The following is a 26547-nucleotide window of genomic DNA, read 5'->3' as shown; positions in this document are numbered from 1 at the left end:
TTAAAATAGAGAGCAAAGTTTTTAACTCGTTTAGAAAGAAGGGGTAGTATGGCGATCAGTGAAGAACAAGTAAAACACGTTGCCAAATTAGCAAAACTTGCGTTCGCAGATGAAGAACTTGCAAGTTTTACTGATCAATTAGGGAAAATCATTGATATGGTGGAAATGCTTGAGGAAGTTGATACAGAAGGTGTTCCATTTACATCAAATGTGGTTGAAACAGTGAACGTTATGCGACAAGACCGAGCAAGTGCTGGTTGGGATCGCGATGAATTGTTGAGAAATGTACCAGAAAAAGAAGATGGCTTTATCAAAGTGCCAGCAATTATTGACAATGGGGAGGCTGGCGCATAATGACAAAACTATATGATCTTTCTTTAGAAGAATTGCACGCATTACTGGTTTCTAAAGAAATCACTGCACAAGATTTAACAAGAGCAACCTTTGAGCGAATCAAAGAAACTGAGCCAGAGATTGAAGCTTTTATTACATTGAATGAAGAAAAAGCTCTGGCACAAGCCAAAGCGTTAGATGAAAAAGGAATTGACGAAAATAATGTCTTAGCTGGGATTCCAATTGGGATCAAAGACAATATCGTTACCAAAGATCTGTTGACGACTGCCGCTTCCAAAATTCTTTATAATTTTGATCCTATCTATGATGCTACTGTCATGGACAAAGTGTATCAAGCAGATATGATTCCAGTTGGTAAATTGAACATGGATGAGTTTGCGATGGGAGGAAGTACAGAAACTTCTTACTTTAAGAAAACAAAAAATGCTTGGGACCATTCGAAAGTTCCTGGTGGTTCTTCTGGTGGTTCGGCTGCTGCAGTCGCTGCTGGACAAATCCCAGTTTCCTTAGGTAGTGATACAGGCGGAAGTATTCGCCAACCAGCTTCATTTAATGGAATCGTGGGAATGAAACCTACCTACGGACGTGTGTCACGTTTTGGTTTGATCGCCTTTGCCTCATCACTAGATCAAATCGGGCCAATGACTCGCAACGTGAAAGATAATGCATTAGCTTTAACAGCAATCAGTGGCTATGATGAAAAAGATGGCACATCTTCTGGTGTTTCTGTTCCTAATTTTGCCGAAGGATTAACTGGCGACATCAAGGGGATGAAGATTGCTTTACCAAAAGAATATCTTGGCGAAGGAGTCGCTCCTGGCGTAAAAGAAAACATTTTGAAAGCGGCAGAAACTTTCCGTTCATTAGGCGCAACTGTAGAAAAAGTAAGTTTGCCACATTCAAAATATGGGGTAGCAGTCTACTATATCATTGCCTCATCAGAAGCAAGTTCCAACTTACAACGTTTTGATGGTATCCGTTTCGGTTACCGTTCAGAAAATGTGAAGAACTTAGAAGATGTATATGTGAATTCACGTACTGAAGGTTTTGGTGAAGAAGTCAAACGTCGGATCATGTTGGGAACATTCTCATTAAGTGCTGGATATTATGATGCTTACTTTAAAAAAGCGGGTCAAGTTCGAACATTGATCAAACGTGATTTTGAAAAAGTCTTTGCAGACTACGATCTGATCATCGGCCCATCTTCTCCAACAGTGGCATTTGGTATCGGTGAAAACATCAATGATCCAATCACGATGTACATGAGTGACATCTTAACAATTCCTGTTAACTTAGCTGGTTTACCAGGAATGTCAGTTCCTGCGGGATTATCTGAGGATATGCCGGTTGGTTTACAAATCATTGGTAATTATTTTGATGAAAAAACAATGTACCAAGCAGCCTATGCTTTTGAACAAGCAACACAATTCCATAATCAAAAACCAGCAATTTTAGGAGGGAAAGGCGAATGAACTTTGAAACAATCATTGGGCTTGAAGTCCACGTTGAGTTAAAGACCAACTCAAAAATTTTCTCTCCAGCTCCTGCACATTTTGGAGCTGAACCAAACAGCAATACAAATGTGATCGACTGGGGATATCCTGGTGTTTTACCAGTAATGAATAAAGCAGCATTAGAATTTGGTATGCGAGCAGCACTCGCTTTGAACTGTGAAATTTCTAAAGACACACATTTTGATCGTAAAAATTATTTTTACCCAGATAATCCAAAAGCTTACCAAATCTCACAATTTGATCAACCCATTGGGCATGACGGTTGGATCGAGATCGAAGTTGAAGGTAAGAAAAAGAAAATACGGATCGAACGTGTTCACTTAGAAGAAGATGCTGGTAAGAACATGCATGGTATTGGTGGCTATTCTTACGTTGACTTAAACCGTCAAGGGACACCATTGATCGAGATCGTTTCTGAAGCTGATATGCGTTCACCAGAAGAAGCCTATGCTTATCTAGAAGCATTGCGTTCAATCATCCAATTTACTGAAGTTAGTGATGTGAAAATGGAAGAAGGTTCTATGCGCTGTGATGCCAATATTTCTTTACGACCTTATGGACAGGAAGAATTTGGAACAAAAGCAGAGTTGAAAAACTTAAACTCCCTTTCATTTGTTAAAAAAGGTCTAGCCTTCGAAGAAAAACGTCAAGCAAAAGTCTTACTTTCTGGTGGAGAAATCCAACAAGAGACACGACGTTTTGACGAAACAACTAATAAAACAATTTTGATGCGTGTCAAAGAAGGTTCTAGCGATTATCGTTATTTCCCTGAACCTGATATTCCTAAATTTATGATTGACGATGAATGGATCCAAAAAGTGAAAGCAAGCTTGCCGGAAATGCCTGCTTCTCGTCGTCAACGTTATATCCAAGAATTAGGGTTACCAGAGTATGATGCAATGGTTCTAACTCTATCAAAAGAAATGTCTGACTTCTTTGAAGCGACTTTAGAGAATGGTGCGGATGCAAAACAGGCATCTAACTGGTTAATGGGTGAAGTATCTGCTTACTTGAACAGTGAGAAACTAGAATTAGCTCAAACGAACTTGACTCCTGAAAATCTAGCAGGCATGATTCGTCTGATTGCAGATGGTACGATTAGTTCTAAGATTGCGAAAAAAGTATTCCGAGAATTGATCACAAATGGTGGCGACGCACAAGATGTCGTTGAAAAAAATGGTTGGGTTCAGTTGTCTGATCCAAGCAAACTATTACCAATTATCAACGAAATCTTAGATAATAACCAACAATCAGTAGATGACTTCAAAAACGGAAAAGATCGTGCGGTTGGTTTCTTAGTAGGACAAATCATGAAAGCAACTAAAGGTCAAGCCAATCCAGGTGTCGTTAATAAACTGTTGCAAGAAGAATTAGCAAAACGCTAGGAGTAGATCATGAAAAAAGCTCGTGTTATTTATAATCCAACTTCTGGCAAAGAATTGTTGAAAAAAAATCTAGCGGATATCCTCCAAGCCTTGGAGGATTCTGGCTATGAAGCAAGTGCGTATGCGACAACACCAGAAAAAAATTCTGCCAAAAATGAAGCAAGAAGAGCAGCAGAAAATGGATTTGATCTGGTGGTAGCTGCGGGAGGCGATGGGACAATCAATGAGGTTGTTAACGGTATTGCACCGCTTGAGCATCGTCCTAAAATGGCGATTATCCCAGCAGGTACTACTAACGATTACGCACGTGCGTTAAAGATTCCACGGGATGATATCAAAGCCGCAGCTGAAGTTATCAAGAAGAATCAGACGGTTAAGATGGATATCGGTCAAACGGAAGATAGCTACTTTATCAACATCGCTGCGGGTGGTTATTTAACGGAGTTAACTTATGAAGTTCCTTCAGAACTAAAGAGTATTTTCGGCTATTTGGCATATTTAGCTAAAGGAGCAGAGATGCTGCCTCGAGTGAAACCAATCAAAATGCGCTTGAAATATGATGAAGGAGAATACATCGGGAATGCCTCTATGTTCTTTTTAGGACTCACTAATTCAGTCGGCGGGTTCGAAAAGATTGCTCCTGATGCCAAGCTAGACGATGGTAAATTTTCATTAATTATTGTCAAAACAGCGAATATTTTTGAAATTTTGCATATCGCAGCCTTGATGTTGAATGGTGGGCGCCATGTAGATGATTCTCGAGTGATTTATACGAAAACCAGCAGTTTGTATGTCGAAACAGAAGACGATATCAACCGACCAGTCATGATCAACTTAGACGGCGAATATGGTGGAAATGCACCTATGCACTTCCAAAACCTTCATCAACATATTGAATTTTATGCAAACATCGACCAAATTCCAGATGAAGCAATTACTGGTTCCGAAGAGGAGTTAGAAGAGGTCAGCAAAGAATTTGTCAAAGAAGTTGAGCGTTTGACTGATGAAGACATAGACGGTGACGGCAAGATTGCAGATAAAGAAAAATGACGTAAAGGGTGGGACAAATGATCGTTCCACCCTTTCGTATGATAAAAATTAATTCTTATTTATTGAAGATCATTATGTAACAGTATGTTATTTTTCTTTGTTGAATCTAAAGCAGACGGACGAAAGATTGACAATTGGATCGTAAATGAAGTGAAGGCATCAAGTGAATAAATGGACTTGCCAAAAAAAGGCTCTATGTGCCTAAAAAAATGTCCTGAAGCAACCCGGTACCAAGTCCCTATCCAATAAAACACAAATGATCGTTTTTTGGATATGACCGTAGTACTAAAAGCAAAACTGCTTCAGTTACAAACCTAAATGAGGAGTTATTATGAAAGAGAAACTATCAGTTAAAAAAAATGAACGTTACACATTAGATATTATCGATTTAAGTTATGAAGGTATGGGCGTAGCTAAAATCGATGGCTATCCTTTGTTTATTGAAAATGCATTGCCAGGCGAACGAGTGGAAGTGCTGGTAGTGAAAGTTGGAAATAAATTTGGTTATGGAAAAGTAGAAAAATGGCTAACTGAATCACCAGACCGTCAACCATTAAAGGATAATCGCCTTCTACGGACAGGAATTGCTCCTTTAGCACATTTGAACTATGAGCAACAATTACTTTTTAAACAAAAGCAAGTGGAAAATGTCATGAGCAAGATCGCAAAGATGCCAGAGGTTGACATTTTACCTACCATCCCAATGGAGAATCCTGTTGGCTATCGTAACAAAGCGCAGATTCCAGTGAGAAGAATGGATGGTCGTCTAGCAACTGGTTTTTATAAAAAGAATAGTCATGAACTAGTTGAAATCGAGGATTATTATATTCAAGATCCAGCAATCGATGAAGCTATCAAACGTGTGAGAGATATTTTGCAACGTTTCCAAGTACGTGGTTATAACGAGGCGAAAAATGAAGGACAGATCCGTCATATTATCATCAGAAGAGGTCATTACTCTCATGAAATGATGGTCGTTTTAGTTACACGAAAAGAAAAATTCTTTAAAGGTAAGGAAATTGCGTCTATTATTCATGAAGAATTGCCAGAAGTCGTTTCAGTCATTCAAAATATCAACGAAGAGAAAACAAACGTGATATTAGGCGATAAAGAGAAGGTTCTTTATGGTAGAAGTTATATTGAGGATCAACTATTGGGCAAAACTTACCGTATTTCCTCAAAATCATTCTATCAAGTGAATACTGAACAAACGGAAAAATTGTATCAAACAGCCATTGAATTTGCAGCGTTACAAAAAGAAGATACCGTCATTGATGCTTACTCTGGTATTGGAACGATCGGTTTATCTCTAGCTGATAAAGTTAAAGAGGTCTATGGCATGGAACTTGTTCCGGAAGCGATTGAAGATGCACAATTCAATGCATTAACAAACAAAATTGAAAATGCTCATTACGAAGTAGGTAAGGCAGAAACAGTCATGAAGAAATGGCAAGACAAAGGGGTCAAACCATCTGTGATCGTTGTCGACCCGCCAAGAAAAGGATTAGATGCACGTTTTATTGCGTCAGCCATTGACATGGCACCTGCGAAATTAGTATATATCTCTTGCAATCCAGCAACTTTTGCCAGAGATGCAAAGTTATTTGCTGAGTCAGGCTACGAAGTGAAAAAAGTACAACCAGTCGATTTATTCCCACAAACACATCATGTGGAATTAGTGGCGCTATTAGCACCTAAGGGATAATTCAAACTTAGTGAATCATGTAAAAGAATCAGAAAACTAGAAAATGATAACGTAGCTGACAATCATGAAGAAAGGGGTGCAAGATGGATACAAAGGAAAAAATGCTTGAATTGATCAAAAAGAAACAAGGTGGCGGACGTTCAAAAAAAATGGCCGAGCCTAAAAATGATCGACGGAATATGCGAAAAGGACCAAAAATTTATAATAAATAATTAAAAAGAATCAACACGAAACTAAAAATCGTGTTGATTCTTTTTTTTATTACTTGTTCAGCTAATGATCAATCATTGATTGGATAAGCTAATTTAAAAATGTATTGTTGTAGATCGAGCCATTCCTTTTTTGTAGGAAAATAAGAAAGTAAGAGTACTGGGCAAGGGCAGGTTGTATCTAGAAAATCATAATTGCAAACAACCAATGCAACCTCAGTTTCTAAAACCATCTTATGTGAAATAAATTTATTAGAGACAAAAAGAGGAACCACATTTTGTGGAAGCAATTGGCATACGAATCGAGTCAAATAGTCTTCTAATCCGGGTTCTCCTTGGAATGAAAATAAAATCGTCTGTTTTTTTTGGGTAGAGGAAGAGGTTAAATTGGCATAATGAATAATACTTAACGTTAAGGCGATATCTTGATAGTGGGTAACAGAAAAAGGTAATACATGTGTATACTTTTTTAAATAGTTCTGCCATTCTTTAAAAAGTTTTTTGACTTTCATAGGTACGCTGGTATGAAGTTCTAAAGTGATTCGCTCAAAATGAGAAGAGATTTTTGTCAGCAGACGCAGGTTGCTGAGATATCCTTTTAACTTTAGCAGGTCGACATTTGTAATAGTTGTAGAATTCTGTAATGGTCGTAAAAATGGTTCATACTGTTCTAAGGTTGGAATATCTTCTGGATAGCACAGATTCAAAGTTTTGTTAGCTGGGTAGTAAGAAACACAATGTAAGCGTATGAGGTAAGACCAAACAATTTCCTCCTCGGCTACTTGGGTAATACCAAATCTACTTTTAAAATACTTTTTAAAAACCGATTTAAACTGAATGAAACTTGTTCTTGCCTTAATTTCTTTACATAAGGACGGTTCGAGATGAATCATTTGTTTATTTAATAAGCGCTGTTTTAAAATATTCATCCATAAGTTGATGCGAAAATAATTTGTTGCGATTTGCGTTGTCGCTTCTTGGAGTTCTTCGTATGTATTGTTGATTGTTTGATAAGAATGATTGGTCGTAAATGTTTGTCTAAAACCATGGTAAAACTCAAATAAAAAGTAACGGATATCTGCTTCATTTCCTAATAAATCTAATTGTTTAGTCGATAAAGTAAGGCGATAAAATTTTAATTCTTTGTTAATATGGCGAATGGTCTTTCTCAAAACTGAATGCGAGAGATGAAACTGTTCGGTGGCAGTTTGGAATGAATGAATACGACCTCGGTAGATTTCGTCAATCAATTTATAAACAATTGTATCTTTAGCAATCTCCATGACAATGGAATCAATCGTTTTGAATGTAGACACCATCAATCGGTAACCGATCTTTTTATAATATTTGATGGTCATTCCCTTGGGAAGTAATTGTTGTAAAGAATCAATATCCGCGCGAAGTGTCGGTGCTGTTGTTTCAAGTTCTTTCACTAGTTTTTCAGTTGAAGAAATCGAATCACATTTATGTAAATAGTAAAGAATTCTTATCTGCCGCTGTAATTGCTTGTTATTTAATAATCTGAAAAATAGGTTATTCATTCTTATTCCTTCCCGACTTTAATTAAAAGCCGCGTAATTTATTTAGTGAAATCTTTTTTATTTTAACTTGAATAAACGATGAGCTCAATTTTTTTACTAATATTTTTTTTGAAAGAAAAAAATAGAAAACTTTTCCTTCAAGTAATCGTTGATTATATAAATAGCTTTTATTTTAAAAACATGGTGAATTTAGGGGGAAAATCAATGAACAAGAAAAAGTTAGTCAAATGTTCGTTAGCGATTTGGTTGGCGACACAATCTCTGCTTCATCCGTTTTCTTATTCTTATGCCGAAGAATGGAGTAAACCAGACGAAGAGCAAGTACAAACAGCAACTAGTTTAAACGAACCAGGAGGTAAAAACGATCTGGTCGAAAATCCATTAGAAACAATGATCCAGGAACCTGATGAAAATCAGCCAGAGTTAGAAGAGTCAATGACAGAAGTTCCGCAAGAAGAACTGGTAGAGGAATCAGAGAGCCTTGATCAACCAACTGAAAGTCAATCAGCTGTTGACTTAGATCAGGATCAATTGACGGAAAACACAGAACAAGAGGAGACGCTTCTCAACACTGCCACACCTACAGAAGAATCCACCGATATTGCCAGTGGTGTTTTCGGAACTTGTTCTTGGCGAATCGATGCAGAAGGTACATTATATATTGGAGGAGGCACATTGGGAGAAACACCGGTTACGTTTTTTCCTCCTTGGTTCAACAGCTATCGATTTAAAATAAAAAAAATGGTATTCACTGGACCAACGATTGCTCCTAAAGAAACTCATCGCTTATTTTATGGATATAGTAATCTTTTGTCCATTGAGAATTTAGCTTATTTAGACGTAAGTCAAGTAACGGATATGACTTCCTTTTTTTCTGACTGTCGTGTACTAAATGGCGTTGATTTGTCAGGATGGGATACGTCAAATGTCACGAATATGTCTAATATGTTTTTTGAAGCATTTGACCAAACAGAGAATCTCATTCATCTTGATCTTTCAAGTTTCGATACAAGTAATGTAGTTGATATGAGTGGCATGTTCAGTCGATGTACCAAAGTACAATCAATCGATCTTTCTAGTTTTGATACGAGTAATGTTGTCAACATGAACAGAATGTTTTTTGCTTGTAATGAATTAATTACCTTAGATATCGCTCACTTTGATACATCAAATGTGGTTTATATGTCACGTTTATTCGCTGAATGTAAGAAGTTGCGCTATGTGGATGTCTCAAATTTCGATACATCAAGTGCGATTGATCTTTCAGTGATGTTTCGTTTGAATTATGAATTAGAGAGTGTGGACGTTTCTAATTTTGATACATCAAAGGTTGTTCATTTGCATTACATGTTTGATCAATGTCGCAAATTGAAAACGATCGCAGTGGAAGGTTTTGATACAAGTCAAGTAACATCCATGAATTATATGTTCAATGGCTGTAATAGTTTAACCTCTTTGGACGTTTCTAATTTTGACACCAGTCTAGTCCAAGCAATGAGATACATGTTTGCTAATTGTGAGTTACTAGAGACGATCGATGTGTCTAATTTCAATACAGAGTCTGTGAATTATCTGACATATATGTTCTTAAATTGTTCGAAAGTAAAAAAATTAGATCTTTCTTATTTTCAGTTTGAGGATCCCGTAGAAATGGCAGAAATGCTGGCTGGAACAACGAGCCTCAATGAATTGACTCTTGGTAAAGGCTATCGTTTTGTAGATTCAGCCAATCTTCCTGCTATTCCAGTAGAAGATGGAAACACTGGTTATTGGCAAAACGTTGGTTCTGGAACGGTTACGAACCCTGTTGGGGAATACGTGCTAACTTCAGAAGAATTGATGACGAACTATACAGGAGCGATGGCAGATACGTATGTTTGGCAGAAAGAGCCAAACTATGAATCAATTTTAGCCAAAGATTCGACGCTTTACCTTGGTGAAACCTGGGATCCACAGGATAATTTTATTTCAGCAACAGATAAGGAAGGAAATCCCCTAACATTTGACCAGAAAATGGTTTCTGGTAAGGTGGATACGACAAAAGTTGGCGTTTATCCAGTGACCTATCAAAACGGTCATCAAAAGAAAACTGTTGAAATCCATGTGCTAGCTGAACCAACTAAAGAAAAACCAGATGCGGATACGAACCAATCGGGGGATAAAAAGCCAGTACCAGCAACGCCAAATGAGACAACGAATAACAACGATCAGAGAGATAAAAAAGACGAAAAAAATGAAAAAAATGAAAAAAATGAAAAAAATAAAAAAGATGAAAAAGACGAACAAGAAGAACAAGAAGAACAAGAAGACAAAAAACTACCTACTACAGGTTATCAAAAATCAAGTCTTTCTATGATTGGCATGGCTTGCTTCTTACTTGGATTATACTTTGTTTACAAAAAAAAGATAAACGTTAAATAAAGCGTAAATCAACTAGTCAATCTCCTCGTTTTACGTCATAATGTAAAAAAAGGAGATTGGCAAGATGGATAAAGAATTATTGATTATTGAATTGATGTCAGCAAAAGCAAAGATGTTGTCTATCATCAATCAACGAACGAAAAAAATGACATGGAAAATTGGGATGTATTTAATCGCTAACCTGTTGTTCTTTGGCGGATGGGGAAACATCTACCATCATTTAAAGCAGAATCATCCACATTCATTTAAAATGGAGCGAATCACTAGTTTGTACCATTTTTCAAGTTATGTTGACTTTGCGATAGGACTATTCTTGTTTTTACTCGTTGCTGTGCTATGGTTCAAAAAGAGGAACATCTCTCGGCATTATGATCAATGGCTGGAAAAACAAGTGGCGAATATGTTACATATTTCAGTTGGCTCTCAGGACGAAAATTATCTCTACTTGAGTGATCATAACAAAAAGGAGTTTACACTTGCGAAAAAGAGGCGTTATTTTCTGCTGCAAACGATGGAGGGTGTCTCACTTTTTCTAGGAGAACAACTTACTTGGTATGGCAGTAATCGATACTATGTTTTTATGCAAGTAAATGAACCGATAGACCGAAAAAACAAAAAAAGAATTGAGCCTTTTTACTCTCATTTAGCAATTGGAGTTGGAACACTCTTGTTGATTGGCGGGGGTGTTTATCAATTCATTAATGCAGGACCAGTAGCAACGAATGTACACTCTATGATGCAAAGCGAAGAAAAAGTAAGAAAAATGCCAACTTCGACTAATCAGGACGGTTTATTGAAACCTGTTCAAATATCCGTCAATTTGACCACTGAGCAAACGAATGACGTAAAAATAGACCCAGAAACACAAGCCTTGTATTTGACGACGAATCAAGGAAAAGACTGGCATTTCGTTCCAATTGCTGTGGACTGGTTGCGTTTTGGTGACTATACTTTGACTTCGGGTATTGTTGCAAAAGGGGAATGGATGGACAAAACATTTGATGTTTCTCCTACTTTTTCTTGGTTTATCTATTCACCTGATCAAAAAAACGTTTACCTATTATCATCAGCTGATAATGGGAAGACGTGGCAAAAAAGTCAGATTACAGATCAAGGCGGACAGGTTCGTTATCGTAAAGCAAACTTTTTCACAAACGATCAAGGCGTCATGGTATTTTCATCCTCTACAGGAATGTCTGCGGAAAGTCTAAAAATTTATACGACCAACGATAAAGGGCAAAGCTGGCAAAAAAGCGGCAGTACCATCGTAAATCAACCGATTCAAAATGTTAGTTTTGTGACGAAGACATTGGGTTTCCTTTCTACAAGAGAAAACATCTATTATACGAATGATGGGGGACTAACATTCAAAGAATCCTTGGTAGCTATCCCGGGTGAGTATCAATTGGGAGGGATCGATTTGTTCCAGTCACCAAATGAAGTGGTACAAGTAAGTGCCAATAAATTGGAAACCAAGTTTTACCTCCTAAAAAATGGATCGATCGATGCAGGGAAAATGTTTGCTTGTCTTTTTTATTCGACTGATGGTGGAGAAACATGGCAATTCGAACAACAATTATCGCAAGTAGAGAATCGCTAAAAAAGTTTAGATGAATTTCAACACCAAAAAGAAAATGGCGTAAGGAGAGACATTGACAATTTATGTAAGTGAAAGTTCTCTATGTAACGATTGAATTTGTGAATAAGAGAGATTGAAAGAATAGACCCATAAAAAAGAGCCTTGGAAAAAAGTCCAGGCTCTTTTTTATGGGGTTTAAAATAGGTAAAAAGTGTTCAAAATTACTTAGGTCAAAGCGTACTTTTCACAACCTCTTGATATAAACGGTGTTCAAAGTGCTGACCCTCGGTAATAAGTCTAAAAATCTCAAAACATGAGGAGCTGTTTCGAGATTTTCTTCCTTATTACTTGGGTCAAAGCGCACTTTTCACAACCTCTTGATATAAACGGCGTTCAAAGTGCTGACCCTCGGTAATAAGTCTAAAAATCTCAAAACATGAGGAGCTGTTTCGAGATTTTCTTCCTTATTACTCAGGTCAAGGCGCACTTTTCACAACCTCTTTTATGTGATTTGAAATTGGCTATTATATAAACTAGCATAAAGTGTTGGTTTGCTTAATAGTGACTGATGAGTTCCTTGTTCAATAATATTTCCATTTTCCATCACTAAAATCAAGTCGGCATTTTCAATCGTAGATAACCGATGGGCGATAATAAAGCTGGTTCGGTTTTCTGTGACAGCATTCATTGCTTTTTGGATCATTGCTTCGGTGCGGGTATCCACGCTGGAGGTTGCTTCATCTAAAATAACTACGGAAGGATTCGCCAGCAATACCCGAGCAATGGTCAGTAGCTGTTGTTGTCCTTGTGACAACGAACCATTTTCACTTGAAATAATCGTATCATATCCTTCAGGTAACGTACGGATGAAATGATCACATTGGGCAATTTTGGCAGCCGCAATGATTTCGTCTCTGGAAGCTTGCTGTTTCCCATAAGCAATATTATCTGCCACTGTGCCTTCAAAGAGCCACGTATTTTGCAAAACCATCCCAAAGTGTTTACGTAACTCACTACGAGAGAATTTCGTGATATCGATTCCGTCGAATTCGATTCTTCCATGGTTTAGCTCGTAAAATCGCATGAGTAAATTGACTAATGTCGTTTTTCCTGCCCCAGTTGGTCCCACGATTGCAATTGTTTGTTTTGGTTTAGCCGAAAAGTTGACATTTTCCATCAAGATCTTATCTGGACTATAACCAAATCGAACATCTTTGAACCTGATTGAACCATCAGGCTGGTCAAGTGATGTTGTATTTTCGTGATCAGAACGCTCATTTTGTTCATCCATAATCTCAAAAATACGATCAATCGCCGCCATAGCAGATTGTAACGAATTGATGACATAAGAAGCGGTCGAGATCGGCTCAGAGATTTGATTGATGTACTGCAGATAAGCTTGTAACAATCCTAGTGTGAGTCCACCAGATATTACTAAGATCCCACCTAAGACAGCACTTAAAATGAACGCTGATTGATTGATCAAGCGAATCGCTGGATAGATGGCAAAGTTCATGAATTGCGCTTTTTTAAATGCTTGGTACTGTGAATGATTTACTTGACGGATCGACTCGATCGCTTGATCTTGTTGATTGAATGTTTTGATGACCAAGTTACCTGCAAGATATTCTTCCACTTTATTATTTAATGAACCTAGTTCTGTTTGATTGTCATCAGAAATCTTTTTGTTTTTATTCGCAAAGAGTTGAGTGACCCATGAACTACCAACGATCAATAAAAGAATCAGTAACGTCAATTTGCTGTCAATATAAAACAGCATCAAAATTGAAAATAAAATCGTTACGATGGAAGTGAAAAATTGATTGATCCCTGTTAGCAAGACTTGTGCTAGTTGATTCAAACCAGTCGTTGTTCGGCTGATGATATCTCCTACCTGATGCTGATCAAAGAAGGCCATTGGTAATGTTTTGAATTTCTTGGTCATTTCTTTTCTAACATTAAGTGTGATTTTTTCACTCAATGAAGCCATTGCGTATTCTTGAATGAAAGAAGTAATACTACTTAAAAAAGAAAAAACGAGTAATAAAACAACAGGGAACAAAAGGGCATCCTTGACATCATGAAATGTCATTTCAGCAATCCCGATCGTACGGATTCGACTTAAAAGCTGATCGATACCAACGCCCATGATCATCGGCATTGCAACGACCATCAGGTTACCGATTAAACTACATAATAGTAAGCCATAAAATGTTTTGTGATCAGATTGGATCATTTTCCAAAAGCGGATCAAACTATGTTTATTCATTTTTACATCAGTTGTTTTCATATATTCCCTTCTTTCAAAATCCCTTGTGATTTAGCAAATTCCTGATAAGAAAGACAAGTAGCAAGGAGTGTTTCGTGAGTTCCTTGTCCCACGATTCGGCCATTGTCTAAAACGATGATGTGATCAGCGTTCATGATTGTACTCAATCTTTGAGCCACAATGATCAATGTCTTATCAGCCATTTCTTCATGGAGGGCTGTTCTTAGTTTTGCATCCGTCTTGTAGTCCAAAGCAGAAAAGCTATCGTCGAAAACATAGATATCTGCTGGTTTGATGAGCGCTCGTGCAATACACATCCGTTGTTTTTGTCCGCCAGAATAATTATCTCCGCCTTGTGCAACAAAACTAGCTAATTTTTTGGGCAATTTATCCAAAACTTCCTCTAATTGTGAAATACGTATAGCTGAGGTCAATTCTTCTTCTGTTGCATGCTCATTACCCATTTGCAGGTTTGATAAAATTGTTCCACTAAACAGAAACGCTTTTTGCGGAACATAGCTGATTTTTGAGCGAATCATTTCTTGTGTTAATTGTTGAAGTGGTTTCCCCCCTAATGTAATCTGTCCACTGGTCACATCATTCAAACGAAGAAGCAATTTGGCAATTGTACTTTTACCAGAACCAGTTCCGCCAACGATGGCAGTTGTTTTGCCTTTAGGTACCTTAAAATGGATATCTTCCAATACAGGTTCCGAATCTTTGGTATAACTGAAAGAAACGTGTTCAAAAGATAACACATGCTCATCATCCATATTCAGCGAAGCTGTTGATGGATTTTCCGGATCAATGATCTCAATAGGTTGATTCAACACTTCTTCGATCCGCCGAAGAGAGGACATCGATTTTGGAACGACGACTAACACCATAGCTGCAGTCATTAGATAAGCCAACGTGAGCATCGAATATTCGACGATGGCAGTAACAGTCCCGATCTGTAGTGTACCTTCACTGACCAACGAACCACCAAACCAAAGAATGGCGCTGTATACGATCCCCATTAATAAAAATGCAATCGGAGTGACCCAAGCAAATACGCGATTGACTCGGATCATCTGTGTGGCATACTTCTCAAATGTTTGATTGGTGCGCTTCTCCTCATAGTCTTGATTGTTGAAGGCTCGAATCATATTCACACCTGTAAAAAATTCCCTTAAAGTCACTGTGATACGATCCATTTTTGGTTGAATACTGAGAGATAGAGGGGTTCCTTTTTTCATTAAAATGTAAATAACGACAGCATAAATAAACACAGAAATCAATGTAATCAACGTCAATGTCATGGAATATTGAAGCATCATGACAATTGTAAACACCGCAATGATTGGTGCAGGTAAGATCATTTGACAAAAGAGTACAATCATTTGTTGGATATTATCTACATCATTAGTCATTCGAGTCAGGAGTGAGGCACTTCCAAATTCATCTGCATCTTTCATCGATAATTGTTGGAACTTATCAAAATAGGTTTCCCTTGTTTGGTAGCCAAATTTTGCAGACACTAGTGCAGAAAAATAGCTAGAAGCAATCGCTGAAAAAGTACCTAGCAAGGCTACGAATACCATTTGTAGACCAATGGTATAAATTTTACTGTTTTGACCAGTAACTATCCCTTCATCAATTAATGTTGCCACTAATTTAGGGACACCAAGTGTACCCATGATTTGTAAACAGACGAATAAAAAAGTCATGCCTACGATTTTTTTATTCTTCCATAGGAATTGTTTAAGTAATGTCATTTTGTTTCCTCCTTTTACTAGACAATAATGAATTTTACACCTTAAAGTTACTTGAAGGTCAATAGAAGAAGCGGTAAAATTAACAAGAGGTGAGCGGAAATGCCAAAACTTTACACAATCGGAGAAGTCTCGGAACTACTAAATGTACCAAAGTCAACGATTCGTTTTTGGGATGAGCAAGGGTTAATCCATTCTCTACGCCATGAAGAAAACGGGTATCGGATGTTTAATATTGATGATATTTTTCAGATCTATGACATCAATTTCTATCGAAAATTAGATGTTCCAATCAAACAGATGAAAAATTTATATGGAAAAACGATCGAAGAACATTATGCAACGATTGCAGAAACAGAGCAGCGGATTAAGCAAGAAAAAATAAGTCTGCAAAAAAAACATGAAGAAATCTTGGCTCGAAAAGAACAATTAAAACTTATGATTGACAATCGAGGCATTACCAAAGAAACAATTCCTTTTGCGGCAATCGTCATAGTGGATTCCGACGACATTTTAGATTCGAAAGCCTATCTTGAAAACTATGCCAGCTTCGGTGGGTATTTTGATTTTTCGCTGAGCGATGAAATGATTTATGGCTTCTGTACAGACCAAACATCAGCCACAATTCCACTGTCTAAAATTGTTTGGTACAATCAGCCTGGTAAAACTTATCATCGATTTTTATTACAAGTGGAAGTCAATCATACCGAAAAGAACAATATCGAAGAAGTAAGGTTAACATTAGCTCAACGAGGGTATCAAACAGGAAATGTGATTGGACAGTATCTGCTAACGAAGCAAACGGAAGAAGGAGTCTATCATGAATATTATTTAGGATGGATCGAAAGCCAAAAAGTAGAAGCTGATTTAACAAATGAGTATAAGCAAAAGTAGACGAAGAAGGAGCGGGAAAGGATAGTTATCTCGCTCTTCTTCGTCTATTTGGTTAGGATTTATCAGGGTTAAAACTTTCTCTAATGATTAGTCGTGTAGGATAAGTGACAATGATCGGTTCCTCTCTCAAACCATCGATTCGCTCCACCGCTAATCGAACAGCAGACTGACCAATGGCTTTTGCATTGATCGCTACACTTGTTAAACTAGGAGATAAATCAGCAATCGCCTCGATGTTATCGAAGCTAACTAGAACGATCTCTTCTCCAATTTTTCGATTGTCTTTTTGTAATGCTCGATAAACACCTAATGCTAAAGGATCGCTGCCGATCAAAATGGCCGTCGGTAAATCATGTTTTTGTTTTTCGAGAAGTTTGGTCGCTAACTGCTCTCCGGATTCCTCTGTCCATTCTCCTAAATAATAATTGATCTGTTTGGTCAAATGATGGTCTTGCATGAAATGGCGGTAGGCTCTGAGCCTTTTTTCATTCTCAGTTGTTGATTTCCGACCAGCTTCGTTAATATCGATTTGATAACCACCAATATAAGCGATGTTGGTGTGCCCATTGTCTAAAAAAAGTTCTAAAACAGATTTAGTCATTCGTTCGAGATCCCCATAGACCATATCCACTTCTTGTTGGATATCTGGATTATCTACTACAACTAATTGTCGGTTCTGTTTCAATAAATCGGCGATTGCACCTTTATCGATCGTACCGACTACGATTATAGCACCTAATTGATCCAAATCTTTCCACTCGGTCGGGTTATCCGACATATTATAAATTCGATTCATGCCGATATGGAGTCGGCTGGCTTCTTCTTCTAGACCTGCTCGTAATTCTCGATAATAAATATCTTTTTCTTCGCTGGCTTTACTGATTGCTGAAATGACACCGATGGAAGGACGGCGTTTTTTAATATATTTTCGCTTGTTGATATCATAATTTAATGTGGCAGCTGCAGTGAAAATCCGTTGACGAGTAGCAGCAGAGACACTGATCGTTTTGTCTTCATTCAAAACTCTTGAGACCGTAGCAGGTGAAACATTGGCTTTTCTTGCGACATCTCTAATTCCAACCATAAAATGGCACCCCTTACAAAAAAATAAAAATTTTTATTGACATATTTGTTTAGTAAACAGTATACAGGAAATGTAACAAAAGTAAACGGTTACTATTTATTTGAGAGGTGAAACAATGGAACAAGTGATGAAGAATCAAAGAGTAGCTTTAATCACATTTGACGAACAGGAAAAAGTATTTCATCTATCCAATTCAGAAATTTCCTATATTCTTCAAATTGAAGAAAGTGAAGTTCTGGCTCATGTTTATTTTGGTAAAAGAACGACCCATTATCATAATCATAAAAAATATCCTCGCAGAGATCGTGGCTTTTCTGGGAACGTCCCCTTAAATGAAGATCGAACGTATTCAAAAGATACATTACCACAAGAGTATTCAGGGCACGGAGGGATGGATTATCGATTACCTGCCTTGATGATTCGTCGAGAAAATGGATCAAATCTGCTTGATCTACGTTATGAAAGTTTTCAGATCCAAGAAGGAAAGCCAAATTTATCTGGATTACCGCAAGCGTATATCAAGAATGATACAGAGGCAGAAACATTGATCGTGACGTTGAAAGATCGTGAAGAAAAGATTTACGTGGATCTTTCCTATACGATTTATCGAGAAAGAGCAGTGATTACACGTTCGCTGAAGGTAAGAAATGAAACCAATGATCCAGTGATGATTGAAAAAGCAGCCTCTTTTCAACTTGATTTTACGAATTCAGGCCGGTTTGATGAAGTGATTGCCTTACCAGGAGCGCATGTCAAAGAACGGCAGATGTCTAGACAAAGCATAACAGATGGCATCAAATCATTTGAAAGCCGTCGTGGTTCAAGCAGTCATCAGATGAATTCATTCATCGCCTTGACAAATCATGCAACAACTGAATTCACAGGGGAAGCGATTGGGATCCATCTTGTTTATTCAGGAAATCATTCCTTTGAGATTGAAAAAGATACCATTCAACAATTTAGAGTGATCGGTGGAATCAATCCCTATAATTTTTCTTGGGAGTTACAACCATATGAAAGCTTCCAAACACCGGAAATACTCTTAACTTATTCTGATCAAGGGTTGAATGGGATGAGTCAAGTGACCCATCATTTATTACGGGAACGAGTAGCAAGAGGGCGATTCCAATACCAAGAACGTCCGATCCTAGTCAACAATTGGGAAGCGACTTATTTTGACTTTACGAGCAAAAAGATCGAAGCGATCGTTGATGAAGCAAACGAATTAGCGATAGAGATGTTTGTTTTAGATGATGGCTGGTTTGGGAAAAGAGATTCGGACCAATCTTCTCTAGGAGACTGGTTTGAATATCAAGGGAAATTGAAAAATGGCTTAAAAGGGATCGCTGACTATGTTCACCAAAAAGGACTAAAGTTTGGCTTGTGGGTTGAGCCTGAAATGGTTTCCAGCGACTCTCAATTAAATCGGAATCATCCCGAATTTATGATGAAAGAACCAGGTCGTCAACCATCAGCTTCTAGATCTCAACACGTCCTTGATTTTACCCGAAAAGAAGTCCGGCAGACGATTGAAACACAGTTACGGCATTTGTTAGACAGTGTGGAGATCGACTATATCAAATGGGATATGAATCGATCGCTATCTGATGTCTATTCGGTGTCATTGGGCAAACAAAACCAAGGGGAAGTTTTGCATCGTTATCTATTAGGATTATATGAGATGATGGAAAACTTAACAAACGACTATCCTCATATCCTTTGGGAAGGATGTTCTGGTGGTGGTGGACGGTTCGATGCAGGGCTGCTTTATTATATGCCACAGTCTTGGACTAGTGACAATACAGATGCGGTTGAACGCATCAATATCCAATATGGGACGAGCTTAGCTTATCCTATTTCAGCTATGACTGCCCATGTATCAGCTGTTCCTAATCATCAAACGGGTCGAGTCACCAGTTTAAAAACACGTGGAGATGTGGCCATGGGCGGGGTGTTTGGATATGAACTCGATCTAACAAAATTATCTAGTGAGGAAAAGCAGGAAGTAGCCGCACAGGTAGAATTTTATAAAAAAATCAGACAGACAGTCCAATATGGTGATTTCTATCGTTTACAAAATCCCTTTGAGCAAAATATTGCTTCCTGGGAATTTGTTTCAAAAAACCAACAGGAAGTCCTCTTATTTATAAATCGTCGGTTAGCAAATGCACAGCCCGAATTTCATGAGGTACGCCTTGTTGGACTAAGCGAAGAAAAACTATACCAGAACCAGATAGATGGCAAAGTATATTCAGGATCGGAATTAATGACAATAGGTCTTTATTTCCCAGATTTTTATGGCGATTTTCAAACAGAATTGATTCATTTTATGAGTATAGACGAAGGAGAATAGAAAAATGAACGCATTGATTGAATGGTTAGATGATCCGCAAGTGTATCGAGTAAATCAAAGGAAAGCCCATAGTGATCATGTTATTTATGGTGCTAAAGAAGAAGTGGAAACAGGAAACACCAGAATCCAATCGCTGAATGGGAAGTGGCAATTTTGCTATTCCCGTAATGCTTTAGAACGTCCAGTGAATTTTTTTGAAAAGGAATTTGATAACAGCAGCTTCGATCAGATTGATGTTCCTGGGCATATCGAACTAGCAGGATACGACAAGATCCACTACATCAATACGATGTATCCATGGGAAGGGCATGAGTTTAGACGTCCGGCTTATACAACCGCTAGTAAGGAAGAAGCCGAGGGGATGTTTTCTCAAGCCGATTATAACCCAGTTGGCTCATATGTGACGAACTTTACTTTAAATGAAGAAATGAAAGAAAAGGCGATCACCATTCGATTTGAAGGTGTCGAACAGGCAATGTATGTCTGGTTAAATGGGCACTTTGTCGGCTATGCAGAAGATTCTTTCACGCCTTCTGAATTTGATTTAACTCCTTATCTGGAAGAAGAGAATCGTTTAGCGGTAGAAGTCCATAAAAGAAGTAGTGCCGCTTTTCTAGAAGACCAAGATTTTTTCCGTTTCTTTGGGATTTTTAGAGATGTTTCATTGATCGCCAGAGGGAAAAATCATATAGAGGATATGTGGATCAAACCTCAAGTTGATCCCTCTTTTCAAAGCGGTTGGGTAGATATCGACTTGACTATTGAAAATCTTACTTCAAACGGAAAGCTACGTGTCCGACTCCTCAATTGCAAAGGAGAAGAGATCCATCAAGAAGAAGTGGGAATCGAAGAACAAATCTCGTTGCATATTCCAGTAGATAAAATTACTTTATGGGATCATTTTCAACCCAATTTATACATCGTCGAATTTGAAACGTTTGATGATACTGGGGTGACGGAGTATAGTTACTATCCATTTGGTTTTAGAAAGATCGAGATCAAAGAGCGGATCATTTATTTGAATGACCGACGTTTGATCATCAACGGTGTCAATCGACATGAATGGCATCCTGAAAAAGGAAGAGCTATCGATTTGATGGATATGAAGAAAGATCTAGAAATCATTAAACATGCGAATATCAATGGGGTTAGAACCTCACATTATCCAAATCAAATCCCTTGGTATTATCTTTGTGATCAGGCGGGTATTCACTTGATGGCAGAGACCAATCTGGAATCTCATGGTTCTTGGCAAAAGATGGGGGCGTTTGAGCCGTCTTACAATGTACCGGGGAACGTTCCTCAATGGCGGGAGATCGTTCTTGACAGAGCACAGACAAATTTTGAGACATTCAAGAACCATACGAGTATTTTATTCTGGTCTTTAGGAAATGAATCTTACGCAGAAGAGAATATTCGTTTGATGAATGATTACTTTAAAGAAAAAGATCCCGATCGCCTTGTTCACTATGAAGGGAATTTCCCTAATCCTGCATTCGAAGATTCGATTTCTGATGTCAAGAGTTGCATGTATGCTACGCCAACAGATATCTGTGATTACCTTGAAAATGATGGGAAAAAGCCTTTCATTTTATGTGAATACATGCATGACATGGGGAATTCTTTGGGAGGATTGAATTCTTACATGGAATTATTAGATCGATACCCAATGTATCAAGGTGGCTATATTTGGGACTTTAAAGATCAAGCGATTCAAGTGATCGATCCATTGACGAAACAAAAAGTAATGAGATACGGTGGGGACTTTGATGATCGTCCAAGTGATTATGAATTTTCAGGTAACGGGATCGTCTTTTCTGATGGTCAAGAAAAACCGGCATTACAGGAGGTAAGGTATTATTATGGAAAATACAGCGATTAAAATGAAGATTATTTATGGAGATTGTACATTTGCTTTAAAAGGTGAAGGATTTCATTATATCTTTTCCTATACAAGAGGTGGGTTGGAATCCTTAAATAAAAATGGGAAAGAATGGTTGTATCGAGAAACGCTGCCGACGTTTTGGCGGGCTTTGACGGATAATGATCGAGGGAATGGGTTTGGCTATCGTTCGTCCATGTGGCTAGGGGCTGGGATGTACCCGAAAGTAAAAAATGTTCAAGTTTCCATTGATCAAAAACCAATCGAACAGCCAATTGCTCCGATCAATAATCGCTATTCCAATCATGAATATGCGCAATCAGCAGCGATCAAATTCACGTTAGAAATCAATACGGTGCCCAAAACAGAAGTCATAGTCAACTATGAAGTACAATCTGATGGGGAAATGAAAATTTCTGTCTTTTATCATGGACAGCAAGGACTGCCTGAATTACCTTTATTAGGTTTTCGCTTTATTATGCCAACCAAAGCGAAATATTTTGAATATGAAGGACTATCAGGAGAAACGTATCCAGATCGAATGGCAGGAGGAATCGAGGGTACTTATAAAGTAACTGGTTTACCAGTGACTCCCTATCTCGTGCCACAAGATTGTGGTGTCCATATGAAGACGAAATGGCTAGAAATCACTAGAGATTCTACGATGAATAATGTGGATCAAGGAAAGGAGGAATTTTCATTACGCTTTGAACAAGTGAACGGCGATTTTGCATTTTCAGCTCTCCCCTATAAAGCCGAAGAATTAGAAAATGCCACACATCTTGAAGAGTTACCACCAGCTAGAAGAACCGTCTTAGTGATTCAAGGGAAGGTACGTGGTGTAGGAGGAATCAACAGCTGGGGAGCAGATGTTGAAGAAGCGTATCATATTTCAGCGGAAGAAGACCATGAATTTAGTTTTATCGTGAAGTAAAGGTCGTGAAAGAAGCGGTCAGCTCCGAGCAAATAAGAGGCAATTTTTTAAAACACCTTTTCATGTTAAAAAAAATTTAGGCTTATTTCAAGGAGCTGATGCTTGAATGCTGTCTATCTAGAGAAAGGAAGGATTGATAGCTAAGTATCGGTAAAGAACAATAGCTTTTCATATTATTAGCAGACACGAAAAATATAAAACCATAGACAAATAGACGTTGCTTTTCTAAAATCATCTATCTTAGAAGGGCAACGTCTATTGCTTATAAGTATCAACTAACTGAATTGTTTATTTTTGAATTAACTGATTAATGGCAATGTGATTTTTACCGTTGTACCAACACCCATAATCGATTGGATCTGCAATCCATACTCTTTGCCGTAAAGCAATTTGATTCGTTCGTTCACATTCTTGACTCCGATTCCAGAAAAATAGTCCTTGTTTTTTTTCTTTTGATTTGTATCAAATCCATCACCGTTATCTACGATTTCAAAGATCAATTGTGTTTCATGAATTTTTCCGAATAAAGTAATAAACCCACTTTTTTTTGTTTGAAAAGCATGTAAAAAAGCATTTTCAATAATTGGCTGGATCATCATATTGGGCACTTTAAAAGGGTATAGTTCATCGGGGACCATGATCCGAGTGGCGATATCATCACCATATCTCAATGAAAGAATATGGATATAGCTTTGCACACTTTTTAATTCTTCTTCGACAGTGATTGTTTCTGCTTTTTTCCCAATGGTACTTCTCAACAAATCAATAAAATGATCGATTCCATGAATTGCTTTTTGATTTTCTTTTTGCCAGATCAAAAATTTTAGACTAGTTAACGTATTGTAGATAAAGTGAGGCTGGATTTGGGCTTGCATCGTTTGAATCTCTAATTGGCGTTTTTTCTTTTCGTTTTCAATTGAAGTAAAATAGTTCTCATCGATCGTTGTTAACAGTTGATTGATTGTAGTGCCTAAAGTCTTTGTTTCGTAGGTCCCTTGAACGTCTACTTGGGTATTATTAGGAATTTTTTTGATATGTTTTAAGGACTGAATCAAGGCATAAATCGACTTCGTCTGACGGTTCATATAGCGAAAGACAATAGCACCAACTACCATTAAAGTCATCAAATTAAAAAGGACGATCGGAACAATCAGTCCCATTTGATTGACTAGTGAACGAATATTTACTTTACTAATCAAAGCTAAGTTTTGTCGATATAATGGAACACGTGTTAAACGATTATAATCAACTGTTTTTGTTTCATTGGTATTTAAATCATTTAACAAGTTGGTTTTGGCACCAATCATGCCAGTTTCATTGGAGGTAATGATTTGATTTGCTTCATTGATGAGATAGATTTTGGAGACCTCCGAATGGATCGTTTCATTGAATAAATTCGCTAGCTCATCTGCAGTTATCGCAATGACAGCATACCCATAAATATGATTCAACGAGGAAGTCAATTTCTTAATGAATAGGATGCTGCTTTTTGTTTGGTCACGAGTAGTCAAACCAAAGTCGACAAAGAACATTTGGGTCGATGCTTTATGTGCCTTTGCTTTTTGTACGACATCAGATCTCATGAATGCCGCAGCATCCATACTGGCAAGCATCTCGTTTCCAACGAAGGTATGTCCACTTTCACCATAGATCATCAGATCGTAATTGATGGAAGGAGAGATCGAAGTAAAGCTTCGGTTCATTTGTTGGATTGTTTTTACATTTGCGTAGTTATCTAACGAAGAGTGCGGATCGTTAGAGAAATAATTTTCGACTGCAGGGTTGTTAGCGACCATCGTTAAGGTATTTTCGATATTATCATTCAATCGTTCAAAATCACGTTGTATTTTGCCAAGCGTTAGTTCATTCGATTTATCAAATAGATGGATATAAGCGTTTTTGGATCGATCATAAATGAAGAAGGACAGAATAATCGCTTGAGTAAGAAGCGCAATGACTAGGACAACCAGTAGTTTTGTAACTAGTTCATACTCTTTGAATTTTTTCTTCATGTTTCAAACTTCCTTTTCGATATTGAGAAGGATTTAGCCCAGTTTCTTCCTTGAATACTCTTGAGAAGTAACCAAGTTCAGCAAATCCTACTTGGTAAGAGATTTGTGAAAGTGGCTCGGTTGTCTCAAGCAAAAGCCGTTTCGCATGTTGTATCCGGACTTTTTTTAGATATTTAGTGAAGCTAATCCCATATTTCTCGGTAAACATGGTAGATAAATAACTATAGGAAAAATGAAATTTTTCGGAGATGATTTGCAAGGAAATATCTTGATGATAATTTTCTTGAACATAATCATAGATCGCTGTCAGAATTTCTGAGTTTTCATTCTTTTCCGGCGTGCTCCAACGCATCAATTGAGTGATGATTTTAGTAAACGTAATGGAAAAATCTTCGATGGTGGCGACGTTCGTTATAAGTGTTGGTAACGTAATTTTTAATGTCGTCAATTCTTTCGTCCCTTGACCATCTTCTAAAGCATTGATGAGTGCGTAGAGACGATTGATTGTTTCGTGTTTTAAAAATAAAGGGTCAATTTTTAAAGCGATCAGAGTCTCAATCGCTGATTTCATTTCTCTGATAGCGGATACATAATCTTTGTTGACAATCTTTGTTAAGTAGCTTTTCGTGCTCTGATCAAAGTGTGGAATCAAAGGGACTAATTGTTCTTCCGATACAACACCAGCACTTTTCTGATAAAAACGTTGTCCTTTGCCTAATTTTTTTAATCTTTGAAAACAATCGAACAGCTCACTTAGCTCTAAACAAGGGGAAATAATCAATAATGCATCAGATTTTTGCGCATATTCACGCAAAGAAGTCTGAATTTGTTCGAAACAATCCATGGAAGAAACATTTAGTAAGCAACCATATTCATAGTCGAGAGTGGTAAAAGGCTGACAATCAATCCAGGATTCAGCTCGTTCTTCGTTACTTTTTAGAGAAGCTAGTGGAGCTAAATCATCCATTTCACTATAGACGATGTAAAATAACGGGAAACGAAAAGGATCGTTAGATATCGTTGTTTTTTGTCCAGAGAAATATTGAGTTAAAGCACTATCTAGAGAGAATTTAGAGTCTAGATTTTTTTGGCCTTTTTTAACCAAATGGTTCAAAGCAGAAAGCAGGTTTTCTGGATTCAATTTTGGTTTAAGTAAATAATCGGATACGCCTTCTTTAAAAGAGTCTTTCACTAGTTGAAACTCATCATGGCTTGATAACACTAATATTTGAATATCAGGCTTGCTTTTTTTTAAGAGGCGAGCAAGTTCAATCCCATCCAGTTCAGGCATGATAAGATCAGTAATGACAATATCAATATCATTAGAATGAATAGAGAAAAAATCAAGCGCTTCCAATGAGTTTGAAAAAGCGCCTTTAATTTGGAATCCGTGGTTTGACCAATCAACCAAATTGGCTATGCCATGTAAGATTGTTTTTTCATCGTCGATCAATAATAAATTAATCAAGCTTGTTCCCCCTTTTAAACAGTTTCTCTTTTTAAAATACGGTTTAATTGGCAGAAAAGCAAGATGAATTACTCAAAATAAAAAAAATTGAAATCTAAATTTGTGATTTTTTCTTATTTTGGGATATTTTTTGGAACTC

Annotated in this window: 18 protein-coding genes; 12 read left to right on the top strand and 6 right to left on the bottom strand. The window is 37.5% G+C overall.

Annotated elements, in window-relative coordinates:
* Positions 1–48: 48 nt before the first annotated feature.
* From gatC to IGK91_RS07330, 6 genes are all read left to right on the top strand, one after another.
* Positions 49–354, top strand: coding sequence for an Asp-tRNA(Asn)/Glu-tRNA(Gln) amidotransferase subunit GatC (gatC, locus tag IGK91_RS07355; protein ID WP_010718983.1), 306 nt, complete (start codon positions 49–51; stop codon positions 352–354).
* The gene (gatA, locus tag IGK91_RS07350; protein WP_181934318.1) at positions 354–1826 is read left to right on the top strand and encodes an Asp-tRNA(Asn)/Glu-tRNA(Gln) amidotransferase subunit GatA; all 1473 of its coding nucleotides are present in this window, start codon (positions 354–356) and stop codon (positions 1824–1826) included. The genes gatC and gatA overlap by 1 nt, the downstream gene beginning before the upstream one ends.
* Entirely contained in the window at positions 1823–3253 is a 1431-nt protein-coding gene (gene gatB / locus IGK91_RS07345) for an Asp-tRNA(Asn)/Glu-tRNA(Gln) amidotransferase subunit GatB (RefSeq protein WP_010737716.1), read from the top strand. The genes gatA and gatB overlap by 4 nt, the downstream gene beginning before the upstream one ends.
* A 9-nt stretch (positions 3254–3262) precedes the next feature.
* The gene (locus IGK91_RS07340; RefSeq protein WP_010718986.1) at positions 3263–4303 is read left to right on the top strand and encodes a diacylglycerol kinase; all 1041 of its coding nucleotides are present in this window, start codon (positions 3263–3265) and stop codon (positions 4301–4303) included.
* A 331-nt stretch (positions 4304–4634) separates the two neighbouring features.
* Positions 4635–6008 carry a 23S rRNA (uracil(1939)-C(5))-methyltransferase RlmD gene (gene rlmD / locus IGK91_RS07335; RefSeq protein WP_010737715.1) on the top strand — a complete coding sequence of 458 codons (1374 nt, stop codon included), beginning with the start codon at positions 4635–4637 and terminating at the stop codon, positions 6006–6008.
* Positions 6009–6091: 83 nt separating this feature from the next.
* Entirely contained in the window at positions 6092–6220 is a 129-nt protein-coding gene (locus IGK91_RS07330) for a hypothetical protein (RefSeq protein WP_010718988.1), read from the top strand.
* A 68-nt stretch (positions 6221–6288) separates the two neighbouring features.
* Here IGK91_RS07330 and IGK91_RS07325 read toward each other — a convergent pair whose 3' ends face one another.
* On the bottom strand, positions 6289–7758 hold the full coding sequence (locus IGK91_RS07325) for a helix-turn-helix domain-containing protein (protein ID WP_063627210.1): 1470 nt from the start codon (positions 7756–7758) through the stop codon (positions 6289–6291).
* Positions 7759–7962: 204 nt separating this feature from the next.
* Between IGK91_RS07325 and IGK91_RS07320 the strand changes: the two genes are divergently transcribed.
* On the top strand, positions 7963–10179 hold the full coding sequence (locus IGK91_RS07320) for a BspA family leucine-rich repeat surface protein (protein WP_181934317.1): 2217 nt from the start codon (positions 7963–7965) through the stop codon (positions 10177–10179).
* A gap of 64 nt (positions 10180–10243) precedes the next feature.
* The gene (locus tag IGK91_RS07315; protein ID WP_430605274.1) at positions 10244–11779 is read left to right on the top strand and encodes a WD40/YVTN/BNR-like repeat-containing protein; all 1536 of its coding nucleotides are present in this window, start codon (positions 10244–10246) and stop codon (positions 11777–11779) included.
* Positions 11780–12260: 481 nt separating this feature from the next.
* On the opposite strand, the gene IGK91_RS07310 is transcribed toward IGK91_RS07315, so the two are convergent.
* Positions 12261–14048, bottom strand: coding sequence for an ABC transporter ATP-binding protein (locus IGK91_RS07310; protein ID WP_181934316.1), 1788 nt, complete (start codon positions 14046–14048; stop codon positions 12261–12263).
* Complete coding sequence (locus IGK91_RS07305; protein WP_010737710.1) at positions 14045–15784, bottom strand: ABC transporter ATP-binding protein; 1740 nt, start codon at positions 15782–15784, stop codon at positions 14045–14047. The genes IGK91_RS07310 and IGK91_RS07305 overlap by 4 nt, the downstream gene beginning before the upstream one ends.
* A gap of 99 nt (positions 15785–15883) precedes the next feature.
* Here IGK91_RS07305 and IGK91_RS07300 point away from each other — a divergent pair, with 99 nt between their 5' ends.
* Positions 15884–16675, top strand: coding sequence for a MerR family transcriptional regulator (locus IGK91_RS07300; RefSeq protein WP_430605273.1), 792 nt, complete (start codon positions 15884–15886; stop codon positions 16673–16675).
* Between the two features lie 52 nt (positions 16676–16727).
* Here IGK91_RS07300 and IGK91_RS07295 read toward each other — a convergent pair whose 3' ends face one another.
* Positions 16728–17759 (bottom strand): LacI family DNA-binding transcriptional regulator, encoded by a 1032-nt coding sequence (locus tag IGK91_RS07295; RefSeq protein WP_010718997.1) that lies wholly within the window; start codon positions 17757–17759, stop codon positions 16728–16730.
* Positions 17760–17874: 115 nt separating this feature from the next.
* On the opposite strand from IGK91_RS07295, the gene IGK91_RS07290 reads away from it, so the two are divergent.
* Genes IGK91_RS07290 through IGK91_RS07280 form a run of 3 tightly spaced genes read left to right on the top strand, consistent with a single transcriptional unit; the run spans position 17875 to position 22928 of the window.
* A complete protein-coding gene (locus IGK91_RS07290) occupies positions 17875–20112 on the top strand; it encodes an alpha-galactosidase (RefSeq protein WP_081123294.1) in 2238 nt (745 codons plus the stop codon).
* A 4-nt stretch (positions 20113–20116) separates the two neighbouring features.
* Positions 20117–21994 (top strand): glycoside hydrolase family 2 protein, encoded by a 1878-nt coding sequence (locus IGK91_RS07285; RefSeq protein ID WP_010737707.1) that lies wholly within the window; start codon positions 20117–20119, stop codon positions 21992–21994.
* Positions 21975–22928 carry a beta-galactosidase small subunit gene (locus tag IGK91_RS07280; protein WP_081129526.1) on the top strand — a complete coding sequence of 318 codons (954 nt, stop codon included), beginning with the start codon at positions 21975–21977 and terminating at the stop codon, positions 22926–22928. The genes IGK91_RS07285 and IGK91_RS07280 overlap by 20 nt, the downstream gene beginning before the upstream one ends.
* A gap of 299 nt (positions 22929–23227) precedes the next feature.
* On the opposite strand, the gene IGK91_RS07275 is transcribed toward IGK91_RS07280, so the two are convergent.
* Complete coding sequence (locus IGK91_RS07275; RefSeq protein ID WP_010737706.1) at positions 23228–24940, bottom strand: cache domain-containing sensor histidine kinase; 1713 nt, start codon at positions 24938–24940, stop codon at positions 23228–23230.
* Entirely contained in the window at positions 24915–26408 is a 1494-nt protein-coding gene (locus IGK91_RS07270; RefSeq protein WP_181934314.1) for a response regulator transcription factor, read from the bottom strand. Before IGK91_RS07270 ends, IGK91_RS07275 begins: the two co-directional genes overlap by 26 nt.
* Positions 26409–26547 lie beyond the last annotated feature (139 nt).

The organism is Enterococcus sp. DIV1208 (assembly GCF_050530455.1).
Lineage (GTDB): Bacteria > Bacillota > Bacilli > Lactobacillales > Enterococcaceae > Enterococcus_B > Enterococcus_B hirae.
Note: the sequence above shows the minus strand (reverse complement) of the source record. Positions and strands in the feature narration are given on the sequence as shown.

Coding starts and splice junctions, on each gene's coding strand:
- IGK91_RS07320 (WP_181934317.1), top strand. CDS start 7,963: ATGAACAAGAAAAAGTTAGTCAAATGTTCGTTAGCGATTTGGTTGGCG.
- IGK91_RS07340 (WP_010718986.1), top strand. CDS start 3,263: ATGAAAAAAGCTCGTGTTATTTATAATCCAACTTCTGGCAAAGAATTG.
- IGK91_RS07275 (WP_010737706.1), bottom strand. CDS start 24,940: ATGAAGAAAAAATTCAAAGAGTATGAACTAGTTACAAAACTACTGGTT.
- IGK91_RS07290 (WP_081123294.1), top strand. CDS start 17,875: ATGGAACAAGTGATGAAGAATCAAAGAGTAGCTTTAATCACATTTGAC.
- IGK91_RS07330 (WP_010718988.1), top strand. CDS start 6,092: ATGGATACAAAGGAAAAAATGCTTGAATTGATCAAAAAGAAACAAGGT.
- IGK91_RS07305 (WP_010737710.1), bottom strand. CDS start 15,784: ATGACATTACTTAAACAATTCCTATGGAAGAATAAAAAAATCGTAGGC.
- IGK91_RS07295 (WP_010718997.1), bottom strand. CDS start 17,759: ATGGTTGGAATTAGAGATGTCGCAAGAAAAGCCAATGTTTCACCTGCT.
- gatC (WP_010718983.1), top strand. CDS start 49: ATGGCGATCAGTGAAGAACAAGTAAAACACGTTGCCAAATTAGCAAAA.
- IGK91_RS07285 (WP_010737707.1), top strand. CDS start 20,117: ATGAACGCATTGATTGAATGGTTAGATGATCCGCAAGTGTATCGAGTA.
- gatB (WP_010737716.1), top strand. CDS start 1,823: ATGAACTTTGAAACAATCATTGGGCTTGAAGTCCACGTTGAGTTAAAG.
- rlmD (WP_010737715.1), top strand. CDS start 4,635: ATGAAAGAGAAACTATCAGTTAAAAAAAATGAACGTTACACATTAGAT.
- IGK91_RS07280 (WP_081129526.1), top strand. CDS start 21,975: ATGGAAAATACAGCGATTAAAATGAAGATTATTTATGGAGATTGTACA.
- IGK91_RS07310 (WP_181934316.1), bottom strand. CDS start 14,048: ATGAAAACAACTGATGTAAAAATGAATAAACATAGTTTGATCCGCTTT.
- IGK91_RS07325 (WP_063627210.1), bottom strand. CDS start 7,758: ATGAATAACCTATTTTTCAGATTATTAAATAACAAGCAATTACAGCGG.
- IGK91_RS07315 (WP_430605274.1), top strand. CDS start 10,244: ATGGATAAAGAATTATTGATTATTGAATTGATGTCAGCAAAAGCAAAG.
- IGK91_RS07300 (WP_430605273.1), top strand. CDS start 15,884: ATGCCAAAACTTTACACAATCGGAGAAGTCTCGGAACTACTAAATGTA.
- gatA (WP_181934318.1), top strand. CDS start 354: ATGACAAAACTATATGATCTTTCTTTAGAAGAATTGCACGCATTACTG.